This is a genomic window from Candidatus Poribacteria bacterium, from assembly GCA_028820845.1.
Lineage (GTDB): Bacteria > Poribacteria > WGA-4E > WGA-4E > WGA-3G > WGA-3G.
The window spans coordinates 21132-38401 of record JAPPII010000019.1 but is presented as its reverse complement, the minus strand read 5'-3'; the positions used below and the strand labels follow the sequence as shown (position 1 = coordinate 38401).

The 17270-nt window shown below is 48.6% G+C and carries 12 protein-coding genes, 1 tRNA gene and 3 rRNA genes; 1 reads left to right on the top strand and 15 read right to left on the bottom strand.

Annotation, left to right across the window (positions count from 1 at the left end; genetic code table 11):
* Window positions 1–43: 43 nt before the first annotated feature.
* The 6 genes from OXN25_05120 to OXN25_05095 all read right to left on the bottom strand — a co-directional run bounded on the left by OXN25_05120 (window position 44) and on the right by OXN25_05095 (window position 4834).
* Window positions 44–325, bottom strand: a complete 282-nt coding sequence (locus tag OXN25_05120; protein ID MDE0424227.1) for a carbohydrate binding domain-containing protein — start codon at window positions 323–325, stop codon at window positions 44–46.
* Window positions 326–442: 117 nt separating this feature from the next.
* A 5S ribosomal RNA gene (gene rrf / locus OXN25_05115) occupies window positions 443–559 on the bottom strand.
* A gap of 16 nt (window positions 560–575) precedes the next feature.
* Window positions 576–1259, bottom strand: a complete 684-nt coding sequence (locus OXN25_05110; protein MDE0424226.1) for a hypothetical protein — start codon at window positions 1257–1259, stop codon at window positions 576–578.
* Between the two features lie 243 nt (window positions 1260–1502).
* Window positions 1503–1619, bottom strand: a 5S ribosomal RNA gene (gene rrf / locus OXN25_05105).
* A 92-nt stretch (window positions 1620–1711) separates the two neighbouring features.
* Window positions 1712–4683, bottom strand: a 23S ribosomal RNA gene (locus tag OXN25_05100).
* Between the two features lie 78 nt (window positions 4684–4761).
* A tRNA-Ala gene (locus OXN25_05095) sits at window positions 4762–4834 on the bottom strand.
* Between the two features lie 679 nt (window positions 4835–5513).
* On the opposite strand from OXN25_05095, the gene OXN25_05090 reads away from it, so the two are divergent.
* A complete protein-coding gene (locus OXN25_05090) occupies window positions 5514–6485 on the top strand; it encodes a DPP IV N-terminal domain-containing protein (GenBank protein MDE0424225.1) in 972 nt (323 codons plus the stop codon).
* A gap of 42 nt (window positions 6486–6527) precedes the next feature.
* Here OXN25_05090 and OXN25_05085 read toward each other — a convergent pair whose 3' ends face one another.
* The 9 genes from OXN25_05085 to OXN25_05045 form a co-directional block, all read right to left on the bottom strand.
* The gene (locus tag OXN25_05085; GenBank protein ID MDE0424224.1) at window positions 6528–9614 is read right to left on the bottom strand and encodes a hypothetical protein; all 3087 of its coding nucleotides are present in this window, start codon (window positions 9612–9614) and stop codon (window positions 6528–6530) included.
* Window positions 9615–9662: 48 nt separating this feature from the next.
* Window positions 9663–9971: a hypothetical protein gene (locus tag OXN25_05080; GenBank protein MDE0424223.1), complete on the bottom strand. Its 309-nt coding sequence runs from the start codon at window positions 9969–9971 to the stop codon at window positions 9663–9665.
* A 15-nt stretch (window positions 9972–9986) separates the two neighbouring features.
* Entirely contained in the window at window positions 9987–10304 is a 318-nt protein-coding gene (locus OXN25_05075) for a hypothetical protein (protein MDE0424222.1), read from the bottom strand.
* 89 nt (window positions 10305–10393) lie between these two features.
* Window positions 10394–11497: a WD40 repeat domain-containing protein gene (locus OXN25_05070; protein MDE0424221.1), complete on the bottom strand. Its 1104-nt coding sequence runs from the start codon at window positions 11495–11497 to the stop codon at window positions 10394–10396.
* A 283-nt stretch (window positions 11498–11780) separates the two neighbouring features.
* Window positions 11781–13097 (bottom strand): DUF1501 domain-containing protein, encoded by a 1317-nt coding sequence (locus OXN25_05065; protein ID MDE0424220.1) that lies wholly within the window; start codon window positions 13095–13097, stop codon window positions 11781–11783.
* 157 nt (window positions 13098–13254) lie between these two features.
* The gene (locus OXN25_05060; protein ID MDE0424219.1) at window positions 13255–14697 is read right to left on the bottom strand and encodes a proteasome accessory factor PafA2 family protein; all 1443 of its coding nucleotides are present in this window, start codon (window positions 14695–14697) and stop codon (window positions 13255–13257) included.
* Window positions 14698–14765: 68 nt separating this feature from the next.
* The gene (locus tag OXN25_05055) at window positions 14766–15482 is read right to left on the bottom strand and encodes a Uma2 family endonuclease (GenBank protein MDE0424218.1); all 717 of its coding nucleotides are present in this window, start codon (window positions 15480–15482) and stop codon (window positions 14766–14768) included.
* Window positions 15483–15529: 47 nt separating this feature from the next.
* Window positions 15530–16390, bottom strand: coding sequence for a hypothetical protein (locus OXN25_05050; protein ID MDE0424217.1), 861 nt, complete (start codon window positions 16388–16390; stop codon window positions 15530–15532).
* On the bottom strand, window positions 16387–17160 hold the full coding sequence (locus OXN25_05045; protein MDE0424216.1) for a proteasome subunit alpha: 774 nt from the start codon (window positions 17158–17160) through the stop codon (window positions 16387–16389). The genes OXN25_05050 and OXN25_05045 overlap by 4 nt, the downstream gene beginning before the upstream one ends.
* Between the last annotated feature and the right edge of the window lie 110 nt (window positions 17161–17270).

The following is a 17270-nucleotide window of genomic DNA, read 5'->3' as shown; positions in this document are numbered from 1 at the left end:
TACTTTCAACACATATATCACTCAATACCTGATGACAAAATATTTACACACCCTTTTCCAACGTAAAGGGTTGCTGATAGAATTGGATGTGCCATAACTCGCCCGCCTTACTAATCTTGATATAAACGGCTTTTTTCCCGACGATGGGTTCCGCTTTTTTGCCTTCAGTTTGGAAGAGTGCGGTGGCCTCGGCATGTGTCCAATGGTGCCATCCCTCAAGGTTGAGGTCGAAATCTCCGTTTTTGAGGATATTTTCTGGGGGTTTGGCGGCGTAGGCAAGCGTCGCGAGACCCAATAGCAAAGTAAATGTGAATAGGAATTTCATAGGACCTTATAAACTTCTTATTTTCGAGTTAAGGAATTGTAGCACAAAGTGCGGTGCCGAGTCAAGGAGAAGCGGATCACAAAAAAGGCAGGTGATGAACCTGCCTTTTGATAGGATTCCCGGCGACGACCTACTTTCCCACGGGGTCGCCCCCGAAGTATCATCAGCGCTGAAGGGCTTAACTACCGTGTTCGGGATGGGTACGGGTGGAACCCCTTCGCTATAGCCACCGGAAATACCAACGACATCTCTATTCTTCTATGGATATGTCTTCTGCATCTCTAAAAATCACATCCCCTCCGACTTGATCACGTAGGGCCTTAAGTTCCTGTACTCCCAATTCATTCTCAACACTTGGATAGAAAAAGGCTGATAATTCATCAAACCGTATTTGCTCATCCAAGGTGCGAGGTTTCCTCTCGGCGACGATGTGTCGATGAAGTTTCACATAAACATCTATCTCTGGAAGGTCTCCATATTCCTTGCGAAGTTGGTCTCGGTAGTAGACTTCGTACTCTGCTGGCGAGAGTTCATTAGCGTTGATAGGACTCGTGTTTGGATCCTGCCATAGGTGTTGTTCTGAAACTTCTGAGGCTGATGTCTCTAGAGCCCAGTCGGGCACTTGTGCATCTTCCATAAGTAGACTCTCACTCGCCTCGTCCTGTTTTTCCATCTCTGGCGGACTTGCCTCGTTCAAAGCAGTATCATCCTGCTCAGTAAAACGGTCAGGTTCTTTCTCAAGGTCGGGCATTTCGGCTGCTTCCGGCACTGCTGTTGCTTGCCTTTTTTCATTTTTCGATGTTTGGGATTCGGACTGAAAAATAGGAAGGCTCTTCTGGAATTGATGTCGATCATATTCCAAGTAGCCCCAAAACGCTGTGCTGATACAAACCAAAATAATCGCTGTGATAAACAAGACCCTATAAGTTAGCATAACCAAACCCTCATGATTTATGGTGAATTACGAAACCACATTTACACTTTGAAAGTTACGGACAACTACGATAAGTAATAGTGTTCGTAGAAGTGCCATAATGATGTGTTGTACCACCGGAATGCTCATGGTTGTAACTTGAGGTTAGCGATAATCGAGTTTTGTATTTTCGTAAATTCTCCTCTCTTATTCTCTGATTTAATTTTTGGAAATAAAATCTAAATTTGCCCTTTAATAAAAAAATCCCGGCGACGACCTACTTTCCCACGGGGTTGCCCCCGAAGTATCATCAGCGCTGAAGGGCTTAACTACCGTGTTCGGGATGGGTACGGGTGGAACCCCTTCGCTATAGCCACCGGAAAATTTTTCGTCCAGCCCAGCGTTTTGGTATTGCTGAGCGGGTACAAGAATATTTGACAATTGCAGGAAGAATATCGGTAGAAGAATAAGGAGTTATCAAGCCCTCGGCTTATTAGTACCAGTTAGCTGAGCCGCTCACACGGCGTACACACCTGGCCTATCAACCTTCTTATCTCGAAGGAGCCTTACCAACTTAACGTTGTGGGATATCTTATCTTGAGGATGGTTTCACGCTTAGATGCTTTCAGCGTTTCTCCGTTCTGCACATAGCTACCCAGCGGTGCCACTGGCGTGACAACTGGTTCACTAGAGGTACATCCACCCCGGTCTTCTCATACTAGGGGCAGCGTCTCTCAAATATCCTACGCCCATACCAGATAGGGACCGAACTGTCTTACGACGTTCTAAACCCAGCTCGCGTGCCACTTTAATCGGCGGACAGCCGAACCCTTGGGACCTGCTGCAGCCCCAGGATGTGACGAGCCGACATCGAGGTGCCGAACCGCCCCGTATATGTGAGCTATCGGGGGCGACTAGCCTGTTATCCCCGGAGTACCTTTTATCCATTGAGTTACGGCCTTTCCACACAGCACCGTAAGATCACTAAGCCCTGCTTTCGCATCTGCTCGACGTGTCCGTCTCGCAGTTAAGCTCCCTTGTGCCTTTACACTCTACGCGCGGTTTCCAATCGCGCTGAGGGAACCTTAGGGTGCCTCCGTTACATTTTAGGAGGCGACCGTCCCAGTCAAACTACCCACCTGACACTGTCCTCGACGCGGATTCACGTGTCGGAGTTAGAATTCCAATGCAACAAGAGTGGTATTTCAAGGGCGACTCCACTGAAGCTGGCGCCCCAGTTTCACAGTCTCCCACCTATCCTACACATGCAGCATTAAAACCCAATATCAAGCTATAGTGAAGGTTCACGGGGTCTTTCCGTCTTGGTATGGGTAACCGGCATCTTCACCGGTATTACAATTTCGCCGAGTCTCTCGCCGAGACAGTGCCCATGTCGTTACGCCATTCGTGCAGGTCGGAACTTACCCGACAAGGAATTTCGCTACCTTAGGACCGTTATAGTTACGGCCGCCGTTTACCAGAGCTTCAGTTCGGAGCGTCCGGTTACCCTTAACTCCTCACCTTAACTTTTTGGCACCGGGCAGGCGTCAGTCCCTATACATCATCTTACGATTTAGCAGAGACCTGTGTTTTTAGTAAACAGTCGCATGGGCCATTTCACTGCGGCTTCTTTCAATATCACTATGTACTCGAAGCACCCCTTCTCCCGAAGTTACGGGGTAATTTTGCCGAGTTCCTTAGCGAGAGTTCTCTCGAGCGCCTTAGGATTCTCTCCTCGCCTACCTGTGTCGGTTTGCGGTACGGTCACCACGAGTTGTCCACTCGAGGTTCTTTTCTTGGCAGACAGCGGGGACAGTTTGCATCCTTACGGAATCCTGTTCACCCTGGGGAGTGTGTTGCACCGGATTTGCCTGGTGCACTCCGACGGGCTTAACCCAGCATCCATCGGCTGGTAGTCCTTAATGTCTGCGTCGCCCCTAGTTTCATCCGTGTCATGGTGGTGCAGGAATATTAGGCCTGCTTCCCATCGCCTACGCCTTTCGGCCTCGGCTTAGGATCCGACTAACCCTGAGAGGATTTGCCTTGCTCAGGAATCCTTAGGCTTTCGGCGAACAAGCTTCTAACTTGTTTTATCGCTACTCATGCCGGCATAATCACTTCTAATTCGTCCAGAGCGTCTCACGATTCTCCTTCAGTCCTACTATAGAACGCTCCCCTACCACATCCCTTACGGGACATCCATAGCTTCGGTAGCGCGCTTAGCCCCGGAAATCTTCGGTGCAAAGTCGCTCAACCAGTGAGTTATTACACACTCTTTAAATGATTGCCACTTCTACGCCAACATCCTGGCTGTCTCAGCAACAAAACATCCTTTACCACTTAGCGCGCATTTAGGGACCTTAGCTGATGGTCTGGGCTGTTTCCCTTTCGTCAATAGAGCTTATCCCCTACTGACTGACTCCCATGCTTAGGACAATGGCATTTGCAGTTTAACTGGAGTTGCTAACCTGGTGGGGCCGCGAGTCCAATTAGAGCTCTACCGCCACAGTCGAACACATAAGGCTAGCCCTAAAGCTATTTCGGGGAGAACCAGCTATCACCAGGTTTGATTAGCCTTTCACTCCGATCCACGGGTCATCCCCCAATTTTTCAGCATTGGTGGGTTCAGGCCTCCACACACTTTTACGTGTGCTTCACCTTGCCTATGGATAGATCACCTGGTTTCGGGTCTACTCCATGCAACTGTTCGCCCTATTCAGACTCGCTTTCGCTGCGACTCCACATCAAAGATGTTTAATCTTGCTACACAGAGTAAGTCACCGGCTCATTATGCAAAAGGCACGCGGTCATGCGTGTCACTTTCGTGACTTAGCACTACCACAGATTGTAGGCTATACGGTTTCAAGGACTTTTCACTTCCCTAATGGGGGAACTTTTCACCACTTCCTTCACAGTACTTCGTTCACTATCGGTCGCCAGGGAGTATTTAGCCTTAGGAGGTGGTCCTCCTGGATTCCTACAGGTTTGCCTATCCCGTAGTACTTGGGGTACCCGTTAAGAAGTGCGCCACCGCTTTCGCTCACGGGACTTTTACCCGCTCCGGTTGCTCTTTCCAGAGGCATTAAGCTAGCGGCACGGTCACTTCCGGTGTGTCTGAACCCACACCCAACGAACCCCGCAACACCCGGCATACAACGCGTTCAGGCTTGAACATATACCGGGTTTGGGCTGTTCCCTTTTCGCTCGCCGCTACTGGGGGAATCGAGGTTTTCTTTCTTTTCCTCAGGGTACTGAGATGTTTCACTTCTCCTGGTTTTCCCTCGTGTAAACACGAGTAGCAGGGATTAACCTGCTCGGTTGCCCGATTCGGGAATCTCCGGATCATAGCCTATTAAGCGGCTCCCCGAAGCTTATCGCAGCCTGTCACGCCCTTCGTCGTCTCCTGGCACCAAGGTATCCACCGTAAGCCCTTAGTAGCTTGATAAGGTGATATTATTCTACCGATTTACCCTTCATTATTACTATGCAATTGTCAAAGAACAACGCCTATTTTATTAGGCGATGGAGATGAGCGGAGTTGAACCGCTGACCTACTGCGTGCAAAGCAGTTGCTCTCCCAGCTGAGCTACACCCCCACGTGGCATGTTTTTAAGTATACCACAATCACGATACAAATGTCAAATTTATTTTCCGAAAATCGACCAAGGGAGGATTTGCACCTCGCCTTCGGTTTTTAGAACCGACGCTCCTATTTTGAGCAGTTGGTCCACAAGAGCATATTAAGTATACTACAAAAATCTGTGAATGTCAAATTTATTTTTCAGAAATTTTCCAAAAAGGTAGATTTTGCTGAATTGCCACTCACACGATAGAGATTAAGTATACCACAAAGTTGCCAACAATGTCAAATTTATTTTACCGAATGTGAAGTATACTATTAAAAACAATTTTTGCCAAATTAAATCTGATTTTACGACACAGATTTTAATGATAACACACTATCGAGAGAATGTCAAATTTATTTTTATTCTCAGAATCGGGATTCGGAGATCTCTCTTACAAGTCAACTGAATGACTTCAAATGTCGCCACGAGGGCTATTTGATTTTCATTTCGTTTACAGATGCTAACGTTTTTGCCGCAATGTCGCGAGCACAGCTCGCTCCTACAGAAGAAAATGGACACATATATAAAGTAGATGTATAAAACTAAACGACCCTATGTCGCTACCGAATAGATTGATTTTTCAATGCTAAATAGGGTACTATAAAAAATAAGGGGTACAAAATTTATTGCAGTAGGAGAAATTTTAGTAATGAAACAAAAACTTTTTTATTTACCACTGATACTTTTCAGTCTATTCGCTATAAACATATCGAGTGCTGGAGATATCGCCTTTACCTCTGATCGGGCGGGAAATCTTGACATCTATATCATAGATACGAACGGTGAACATCTCATCAACCTAACGGAACACGGCGCTGACGACTATTCGCCAACATGGTCGCCGGATGGACGTTTTATTGCTTATGTCTCAGAACGGGACGGGAATCCAGAAATTTATGTGATAGAACTGAACACAAAAGAACAACGACGGCTGACAGACGATAAAGCAACCGATCTGGATCCAGCCTGGTCCCCGGATGGCAGCACAATTGCTTTCGCCTCTAACTTAGGGCGCGATCACGCGGCGGATACAGACATCTACACGATGGATACAAATGGGAAGAAGGTCCAGAAACTCACAAGCAAAGGTGGTCACAACTCAAACCCAACATGGTCGCCAGATGGAGAATGGATCGCGTTTCGCTCAACCCAGGACGGTATCGGTGGCATACACGTGATGACCGCTGAGGGTGAAAAACAGGAGGCACTGACGCAAGTATCGGCGACACACCCGGCATGGGGACCTAACGGGAAAGAGATTTGCTTTTCCAGTGAGGCACTTGGCGGTGTGGCAACGCCAACGTTGTTCACAGTCGATACAGATGGGAAAAAGGTTCAAAAATTGACGGATGGGACGCTGGCGAGTGAAGATCCGTCATGGGCACCTGATGGACAGTCAATTGTCTTCGTATCTATTGCGGATGGAAGTCTTTACGTTATCAAAGCAGCCGGTGGCGACCCGCGTCAGTTGACGGATGATTTAGGTTTGGACTTTTCGCCTGAATGGGCACCGACGGCGTTTTCTGTTTCGCCGAGATCAAACATGCAATTGATGCAATGGGGTGTCCTGAAGCGATCAACACGCGTGAAAAATTATAGTCAACAGTTTGTGGTACAATAGAAGTGTCCAATCAATTATGGAATTCACTATAAAGAGATTTGTTTAATTCCCTCCGAGTGGTGCCTCTTGAGACGTGTTGCTGGGGTTTCCGAGCCAGAGTTTAATGCCGGGGCTACTGGCGACGCGCCGCTGACCAACTGCTGCGTTGATGACGATGGTATAGGGAAGTGATTGCTGCGTACCGGCGAAAGGATTGCGCCGCAACTGATTGCCCCCGGTGCCAGTGGTAATAATATTCGGCACAAGCGTCAAGGTCGCCTCGGTCTGATTCCTTCGGAGAACGGTTGTTCGTCGCTGGAGTCGCACACCTAAGGGTAGACCGACAGCAGTGAGGTTCAGGTTCTGCCGATTCCCGCGCTGTCGGGTAACTTTGACGGTGATGTCAATCGTTCCATCGGGTGTAACGACGACTTCTAAGGGTTCTGTGGAGACCTCGGAATTTCCATCTTTACCTAACATCGTAGAGAGAATAATCGGTGCCGTTTCCGTAATACTGACGACGACGTTCTTCCGCTGAACGGTCTGATCGTTGTTCTGAATGCGATAGATTTCAACCGGCATTGCGGCACGTTGGTATTCGTTACCGGCAGTCGTTGTAACGGAACCGACGACTTGAACGACGCGGTGCGTCAACTCGGCATCGGGTGCGGCAGTCAGCGTTATGTATCCTTGCGTGACTCCTGTGCTGGAGAGAATCGCGCCCTCACTTGCGGTGATACCCGGTGGCAAGTTTTCAACAGAGAGTCGTATTGGCTCTGTGAATCCGACGCGCCGCTGGAGTGTAACTTCCAAGAGGACGGTTCCGCCGCGCCCGACATTCGGGTTATCGGGTGTCACAGAGATAGCAAAATCGGGCGTTGTTGGACGGACATCTAAATGATAGACGTATCCGGCACCCCCGTTGCCAGCGATGTCCTCAATGCGAACAGCATATACACCGGGTTGGTTGAAACTGTAGTCAATGATGGCGTTGCGTCTACCGCCGATGCCTGCGTTATTTGCTAAGACCTGCCCCTCTGAATCAAGGAGTGTAAGGGATGGGCTGAGCGGTGAGTTCAGGAGTTCAGCGGATGCGGTCAGCGAATACCCGCCTATATCTGCAAAGAACCCCCACGGTCCGTATCCGTTGGTAACTTTTACGAGAATCTTATTCCTGCCCTTGGAGACCGGCAGTTGGATAACATCATCGGCACGACGGAGCGGACGGTGGACGTATTTGCTAAAAACAAGTTCGTCGTTCACCCATATCTTGATTGTATCGTCAGAACCGAGGGATAAAAGATAGTTCTGATCTCGGTCAGATTCAAGGTAGGTTAAGGCATAGCCTGTGACATCGTCTTCAGGGACGTTTGAGAAGACGTTCTCGCCTCTTCTATCGGTTTTATACCACCCGATTTTCCGTCCGTCTTTGCCGATGTATTCTTTATCAAGGTCAATCTCGGTTTCAGGTGGATAAACGGTATCAAATCCGGTTTCGTTGATGTTATCAAACGGAAAAATTACCCACCATGGACCGAGGCTTGTGCCTTCCGAAATGGTGAAGCGATAGTAATCTATCTCACCGGGTTCTGAGATGCGTCCACTGACCGCCCCTGGCGTTGTGATTTGCTGTGCGTGCTCAAGTTGACGGGCAATGAGTTCCCCTAACCGTTGCGCTTCCTGGGCAACGAAAGCGATGATTCGGTCGCGTTCTGTGGGTGTAATATCGGCGTTTTCTTTATTCGCCATGCGTGTAATTGTGCGTTCCCATTCCTCGGTAGAGAGCGCGCGATTGCTCGGAGAACGGAGCTCATGGCAGGCACTACATTTGGTTTCAAAGAGGATTTGGGATTCATTGGATTGTGTCGTGCCTGCTTGGACAGCAAACTCATCAACCGTGAACTCGGACTCAATCTGTTCTTCAACAACCTCGGAGTGCGTGTTGACGATGAACGGGAAAATGCCGTAGGGGGTGCGGACTTGTTTGAGTCCGGGTTGCTCGTCCGCGGTTACTTCGATTTGCCAGTCGGTTTCTGAGAGATTTTCACCACCAACAACACACTGAATAATGTTAGGTTCGGGAGGCGTAGGCGGTCCATAAAACATTTCAGCATTTTCTTCGAGTCGCCGCTCGGCACCAGGGACCGTGCCGCCCGCTGGGAAAAGATAAGTATTGTAAGGCAGAACGCCACCTGTTAGACGATAAACGGAATCTGGATTGCCGCGATATAATAGGTCTCGGATGCGGAGGAGATATGGACCGTTGGCAGGGAGCGTCACGTCAAGCAGCGGATCAAGACTGTAGAACCCGTTGCTGCGCGCTATTTCGACACCTTTCGCATCGAAAATAGCGATTGTCGGATTGAAGAATTGTTGACTGATATTGTTGAGGCGATACGCCTTAACGCTAAATATGCACCGTTGTCCTTGCGTTCCCTCAAAGACGTAATAATCTGCGTCGCCACCCGGATTAATGACCCCGTTAATGAGGCTCGGTAGTTCTATAGTAGTAGCGGCTTCAGGGGTGTTATTCGATTCAGTCTCAACGACATCTGGGATCTGGGTCACTTCAAAGGGCCAGGCGGTGGAGGTGCCGTGCTTACCGACGATTCGGACCTCGCGAAGCCCAACAGGTGCGTCGGGTGCAATAGTCAACTCAGCGGTTAACCCGGCATTGGCTCTCGCTGCGGATGTGAGGTAGGCGACAATTTGGGTCTGTGCCTCAGTGCCGATTTCCGCGCCCTTTTCCGTAACCATCCGCTGAACAGTCGCCTGCCACTGCGCCGGTGTCATTGATCGGTTGTTCGGGGATCGGAGTTCGTGGCACTGCCCACAATTCGCCTCAAAGACGGGTTTATGGGTATCATCGACTTCGCCGCCGCCTGCGTGAAGTTGGGCGGTAATTCCGGGATCTCCTTCAATGATGAGGGTATGCGCGTCCTCTAAATCGGAACCTTGGATGGCGATTTCAACGGTCGTTCCGAGTTGTCCACCGGCTGGAAACAGTGAATTGAGCCGCGGGGTGCCTTGTGCGAATGCGAACACGCTGACAAAAGCAAACAACAGCGTGAAAATCGGTAAACAACAGAGATAGGACTTGTGCTTTTGTAACGCGGTTTCGGAGCAGATTGTGAGATTATATTGTTTCATGAGAACAGTCCCCAGTATTGATGTGCATTCACCCCAAATTCTGAATTCTCAAGAAGGCTTAGAGGCAGGATCAAATTGCGTTTGAATGTTAATCCACGAATCCCATTTGTAACTTTTCGCGAAATCCATTGCAAGATTTATAGCGTTATCTTCAAACGTTTTTAAGTTTTCTGGTTCTAAATTATCGTCGTGCTTGATAAGCAGTAGAATCGTCTTTCCATCGTTTTCAGGGATGTATATGTACTGAACAGATTGATTCGCGGCATTGACGTATTGAACCAGAGAATTTAGCATGACTGTTAGCCATTCTAAACGAGAAGGGATGTATTCTTCAAATCCTGGTGCTCTTTCTGACATCGTTAATCTCCTTTGCTACTTTTGAACAAGTAGGGTAACAATGATGCCTATGAGGGCAATAAGACTTGTAACGCCGAGAACCATTAAACCCATTACTTGGGTTTTTATGTCCTTGAGGTCCCCTTTAAGATCTGCCTTGGCTTCCTTAAGGTCATCTTTGAGATCCGTTTTGACTTCTCTAATGTCTTTCTCAAGGTCTGTCTTGACTTCTTTAACCCGTTCCTCTAAGTGCGATCTTACCTCAGATAACTCTCTACTATATTGTTGTTCTTTTTCAGCGAGATAGTTTTCATACCCCTTAGTTATATTCTCATCTGATCTCCTCTTTGTCATAAATTCCTCCTATAATGTGTTACTTTTGAGTCATACCAAGCTGGATAGTTACAAGTATATCACAACTGAAGGGAAACGACAAACCAACTTTAGAATTCGTGGGTTAAGGTGCGTTTTCGGAGATTCCATATTCTTAATTTACCGTCGCGTCCGCCTGCGGCAACGCGTTCACCGTCCGGGCTAAGCTGGACGGCATAAACGGCATCGGTTGATTCGTCAAAGGTCCTATAGCGGTTGCCGGAACGGAGATTCCATATAATTACAGAAGTGTCTGCGCTCCCCGATGCGATGACAGCCATCCGATTATTTGCTCGCCTGGAGACCATTCCACAATCAACACTATAGATAGCACCTTGATGTCCATTATATTCTCGCACAAGTGCTCCAGTCATTCGCAGCGCGTCTTGTTCCATCGGGACCCCTTCGCCATTTTCAGCCGACGCAACACGCCAAGTCCGGACAGTGTTATCAGCAGAGCCAGAGACTATTACACCCTCATTGGCGGAATACGCGAGGCTATAGACGGCATCATCATTCGCATCAAAGTTCACTAAGACGTTGAAGGTGTCGGGATGCCATACCTTTATGGTTTTATCCTCACTACCGGTGACGAAATAAGCGCCTTCAGGATGATACAATGTACAGAGGACCCTTCCAACGTGTTGGGTGAGCCATTTCGCGTGTTCGTCTATCGGCGTCGTAGCATCCGAGAGTAGCGTTAAATCAATGACAGCACTGAATTCATCCATACTTGCAGTGAGCAATGTTGTGCTGCTTGGATTGAGGGCAATAGATTCAATGGTATCTCCGTGAATCTCAAAGCTGTCTATCAGCTCCTCAGAATCAACATCCCACACCCGTATTTCACCGCTTTGCGCAGCGATCCCACCGCTTGCATAGAGCCTTAAAGGTGTTGCTTGCTGATTTTCGGTATTGGAAGCATTTTGCGACGAGAATTTGAGGCCTCGGACTTCGCCAGCGTGTGGTTCATACGTATGAATAAGGCGTTGCGTCTCCAAGTCCCAGAGTTCAATCCACTGATATTTCCCGACAGCGATTGTCTTGCCGTCGGGACTGAATTCAATGGACCAAATCGGGGATAGCGGCTCAGCGGAAACCGAGATGAGAGGCGTTGCGAAGGCAGTGTAGAACACCGCCAGCACCATTCCTACATAGGGAAGTCTTTTACGCATGGCGAATCCTCGTCAATGGCTGTTAGCGGTTGGCAATCAGTAGATAGTCAATAGTTAATAGTTAAGAGGTCGTTGTGGCAATTAGAGACCCTTTCCCCTGCCACACGATTTACAGCAAATCCCGAAAATCTGTAAACACTTGTCGTTGATTCCTGTTAGTTTGTGTGTCAGGTTGGAGAACCCGCAAACTAACAGTTTGCGCTCCAAAAGAAGTGTCCAATTAATTATGGAATTCACTATAACTAACAACTATAAACTGAAAACGTAGCGACCTGATGACTAATTACGCGAGGAGTCCGCGAATTGGCTTACCACCGCGTGAGAGGACAATGCGAACGCCATCGGGCGACTCGAGGTGTTCATTGTAGTCGATACCGAGTGCCTGATAGAGTGTCGCCGATAAGTCTTCCGGACGGACTGGGGTTTCAGCGGGTTCCATAGCGAGTGGATCCGAAGCACCGATGACCTGTCCACCTTGGACCCCGCCTCCGGCTAACATCATCGAAAAGACGCGGGAGTGATGATCACGCCCACCATTTCGATTGATGACAGGGGTCCTGCCAAACTCACCCATAGCAAGGACGAGTGTTGTTTCCAAAAGTCCGCGCTCACTGAGATCGGCGATTAAAGTAGCCATCGTCTGATCGAAACCGTTGAGTTTTCCCGGCAGCGATGAGAAGATGTTGTTGTGATTGTCCCACCCACCGTTACTGACGGTAACAAAGTTAACGCCGGCTTCAACGAGTCTCCTCGCGAGGAGGCAGCTCTGCCCGAAGGTGTTGCGTTGATAAGCGTCACGTGTCTTGTTGGTCTCGTTGCTGAGATCAAAAGCGGCGCGGGCATCCGTGGAACTCATGAGGTTATAAGCGGAGGTGTAGAATTCATCGACCGCTTCGGCAGTAGGGTTGCCCGTCTCATATTTTTTGAAAGCAGCATCAACGGCTTGCCTCAAAGAACGCCGTCTTTCGACACGTTCAAAAGAGACCTCTTTTGGCGGTTGTAGGTCACGGACTTTAAAGTTCTTGCTCGCTGGATTTCCGCCGGGTGAGAAAGGTGCGAGTGATGCGCCCAAGAACCCGCCGCCACCGTAAGCAACGGGTGCGGGAACAGCGATATATGGCGGCAAGGCACTGCGCTGTTCCTTGAGTTTAGAGACAACTGCCCCATATCCCGGCACAGCGAATCCGGGTAGTGGTTGATAACCCGTCATCATGTAGTGCGTGCCGCGCTCATGGGCAGCTTCTGGAGAGGTCATCGAACGGATGATACAAAGCTTATCGGTCTGTTGTGCAAGTTTCGGGAGATGTTCACTAATCTGTATGCCGTTGACATTTGTGGGTATTGGTTTGAAAAGCCCACGAATTTCTTCAGGTGCTTCGGGTTTGAGGTCCCACATATCAAGATGACTGGGACCGCCCCCTAACCACACCAGGATAACAGATGTAGCGGTTTCTTTCACTCGACGGGGTGTTGCGGCATGTGCTTTAAGGCGGAAGAGGTCTGTGAGACTTAACCCGAAAAGACCGAGTGCTCCCGCTTTCAGAAAGTCGCGCCGATAAAATCCTTCGCAATCGGTGTGTATGCATCTGTTTTCTGCCACGGTTTTTTCTCCTTTAATGGTTTTCAGTTATTAGTTGTTGGTTTTCGGTTAAAAGATGTATGTGGTAGTTGCCTGACTCAACACTACCAACGGCTTTTTAACAAACAACTGAAAGATTTGCGTAGCAAACCAGACTGAAAACTAATTATGATTTTTCTCAACTGCGTGTCGGTCGTCTTTGAACTCTTTTAATCCATCTCTGTGCTTTCGCGACGTTGGTGTCAAAAGGTTCTTTCATCTCAAAATATTCCGTATGTCCGGCGTAGATTTGATGCCAGTCAACGATACAAGGCATCCGATTTTGTGTGAGCGTGCGCATCAGGAATGCGCGGACTTTTGCGCGTGTATTTTGTGGGGCGTTGTCGATAGCGTGTTCAATGTGTTGATCAGTGATAACGCGCTCTACCTGTCCGTGTTCTTGAAGTGCGTAGTAGAGCCCGCTTTCGACATCAATGTTATGGTATTCAAGATCTTGACTTTTAATCCACGGGTCATCCCAATCAAGTTTTTCTTCCTGAATGAAGGTCTCAAGGAGCCATTTTTTAGCGGCCCAATCAACACGGGGGATGACGTTCTGCCAATCGCCGTCAAGATCGTCAAGAATAGACTCCCATGCCGAGAACACCCATTCTGTTTCCTCGTCCCGTTCGGTGACAAAGGATTGAACGAAATAGAGGTACTCCCGCTGTAAATCAACGGCGGAAATCGTTTTTCCAGATTTCAATTCGATTCGCCACGTGAAAGTATTATCGCGTGAGATATGCCGAATTGCGTAGACTGGATCGGCGAGTTCAAAGGCAGGTAGCGGTAACTTCTCGCCGTGCCTTTCATAAAACGTTTCAATTGCCGAGAGGAGGAGGGCTGTAGTGCCGACCTTGAGCGCAGTTGCGTACTCCGACATATTAGAATCACCGACGAGTAGATGAAGTCGCCGATATTTCGTGTAATCACTGAGCGGTTCGTCTCTGGTATTGATGATGGCTCGGCTGAACTGAATCCATTCATAAATTTCAGTAACGATATGGTCTGCGCGTTGTGAGATTTGATAATACTGCTGCTCGCCGAATTCGTCCTGAAAGTCAGCGAACTCAATCATCTCATCGTAAGCCCCGACTCTACCGGCACCTGCGTAAATCTGTCGGGTAACGAAAAAAGGCATCAGCGTTGGAATGACGACGCGATAAAACGGGACTTCGCGACTGACTTGGAAGTTTTCATGACACCCAAAGGTTGCGCCTGTAAAATGATCGATATTGTTTTTGAAGAAAGCAGTCGGCAACCCCGTATCGGCAAGAATGCTATTGATGACGCGCTCAATGGCTTTATCATAGGCAACGAGGTCAAATAGGCTTGCACACTCAGGCGTTGCGTATTCGAGATGCCCCATATCGATATAGAGGCGGCCGCCATTAAAGAGGAATCCACCGTTCCCGGGGGGTTCGCCCCAGTCGCGGTAGTGGATGTCTCGGAGCCCGAGTTCCAGTGCGTCAAAGACGTAGTCTCGGACTCGCGCGGCGACCCCTTCAGAGGTGCCGCGTATCTGCTCAGCACGCGTCATGCATCCAAATTCAGTTTCGATTCCAAAAATTCTTTTGTTCACAATCTTTACCTATTACAAGGAGGTTAGCATGAGGGTCAGGTGAATTACTCTACGGCTCAACAGGAATATTATCCGTCATTGTTTTCTTTTTGAAGTTGTTCAAGAAGTCCTAAAGCATCGGCAAGTTGGGTTTCAAGACTTTGGCGTGCCTGTGCTTCTTGGGTAGCACGTGCTTCGGCATTTTCCGCGCGGACTTCAGCGGCAGCAACCCGTTCCTTAGGTGGTGCAATCCATGCCGAGCGATTTTCATCGTATAGACTTAAGACCCCGTTGTGTTCGCCTAACTCCAGACCTAACACAACAGATGGTAAACGTCCGTCTATAAATTCTATCGCTTCATACGTCCCATCAACAAGTCGGTATCCTTGGAAATGTGGTTGTACCTCTGCATAAGGATCATAGATATAATACTCACGAACCCCAAGAACAGAGGCGTAGAGTTCTTTCTTGTCGGTTATGTCTTTATTATATGTACTTGGACTCGCTGCTTCTAACACGAAGTCTGGCGTGTGTCCTTCCTCCCAGGTTCGATAGGTCCGTCGGTCTTTTTTACTGACCCCAAAGACGACGAACACATCGGGTGCCACGGATTTATAGATGTTTCCTTCTTCATAATATATCAGCAAATCACCCGAAACATACACATCGTTGTTGTCCTTGAAATGGTCTTCGAGCATGAGAATAAAATCCATGATGAGTCTTCGGTGTCGGTCGGTTTCAGCCATAGGTTTACCATCGGACTCGGGATAGACGACTGTGGGAGCTGCTTTTATGTTTTTTGACATAATGGTTCCCTCTGTGTTATAAAGGTCTATCTGCTGAAGTTCAAAATTTATGGAAGGGCGGTTTCAATTTCTGGTGTATTCAGCAATCGGAATTTACTGGTCCCGGACTGCGTGGTTTCCAAAACCCCTGCCTCAATTTCACCATCTTCTCTTGCGACGCTAATGATTTCGTGCATCTGTTCGGTGTCTATCCGAGTATCTTCAGGTTCCATATTTTCGGGTTCTCTTGAACTTAACTCTTTGCCGATTGCCCACGCCTCTAAGCCCAGTCGAAGTGCATCAGCGAGATCTCTATCCGCCTCCTCAGGTGCGGCGGCAAGATAGTTTTGCATCCCGGTTTCGATTGTTTCGGTTCCGCCAATAACAGAGAAAGCTGCATCGGTTCGGACATTCCCATCGTAGTTGATACCGGTAAATCGGTTCTGTTCTGAAGTCCTACCGAGTTCAGCGAGCAACATTTTAATGATGTAGGCTTCACCAACGATGGATTCAAAAGCCTGCTTGAAGGTATGTGCTAAAACAAAGTTGGTTAGCCGGTGTAAATTGACATCTTCGGTGGCGTTTTGAAAACCTTGGACGCTGGCGGTATCGGTGACAAGCATCCGTAGCCGTTCAATATCAGCCGGATGTCCGATTGCGGAGAGCGCAATCCGGTCATGCACCTCAAAAATCTTGCGTTGTCCTCTGCCGATAGTGAGTAGTACCATTCCTTCGTTATAGGTAAGACCTACAACGGGACTACCGACTCGGAGTTGATCTTCAATGTAATCTCGCCTGTCTTGAATTGCTTCTATCCACCGATAGGGTTCATCTCGCATTTTTTGGTTATGTGCCTCGCTATAACGGGCGATGAATCGCCCTACTACGAACTTAAGTACGAATATAGGTCTCTTAGTTGTGTGTTTCAAACTGCTTCTGCAACCGGTTGCGCTTCAGCGTAAGATTCGGTTAAGTCTTCATTAGAAAGGGTTTCGACACCCGTGCGGGTTACGGTTTTGATGGTCGGAAAGATTTGTGCCCGTGCGTTGTAACCGCTGGTTGCGGCATCATACTCACTTGCGGTATCCAAGAGTCGCAAGATTGTGATGGTTGCTTGCCGTTCATCCATCTCCTGCAAGGGTGTCTCACCAAAACGAGAGAGATAACGTAGTACGCCGCGAATCCAGATGGAGCCAGAACCGGTTGTGGCGAAGTTAACGTTCTCAAAGTGCGCGCCGAGTGCATCATAGAAGAAAATCTTACCGCCGTTTTCCGCCTCAGGTGCCTCCAGATCATAGAGGGCAAAAATCGGAATAACACCGCCGATGCCTTGGAGTGCCATCGCCAAGTTATCGCGAATGAGTCGGGACAGCATCCGGAGTTTGCCTTCAAGGCTCAACTCTTGGAGTTGGCTGCGGCGAAAGTATTGAAATGAATGCTCAAGTATCCGCGCGATCTCATAAGCAATCGCGGGTGACCCCGAAATGGCAAGTACAGAATGCCTATCAATCTGTAAGACTTTCTCAGCGCGGTCATAGATGACAGCAGTGCCGGCAGTGGCCCGCCGGTCACCCGCAATCATAACCCCATCTCGATAGCGGACAGCAACAACAGTCGTGCTGTGTGCGATCTCAATATCTGCGTGCTGCTGCGTTTCAGATGGCAAACCTACCTGTAGGGGGTAGTTTGCATGTTGCAAAAGACTGAGAAAGTCTCCTTTGTGGTTTATTGTGTTTTTAATTGACATTTCTTAATGGCTTTCGGCTTTCAGCGAGACGGCTATTGGCTAATGGCTGTTGGTCTATGGAA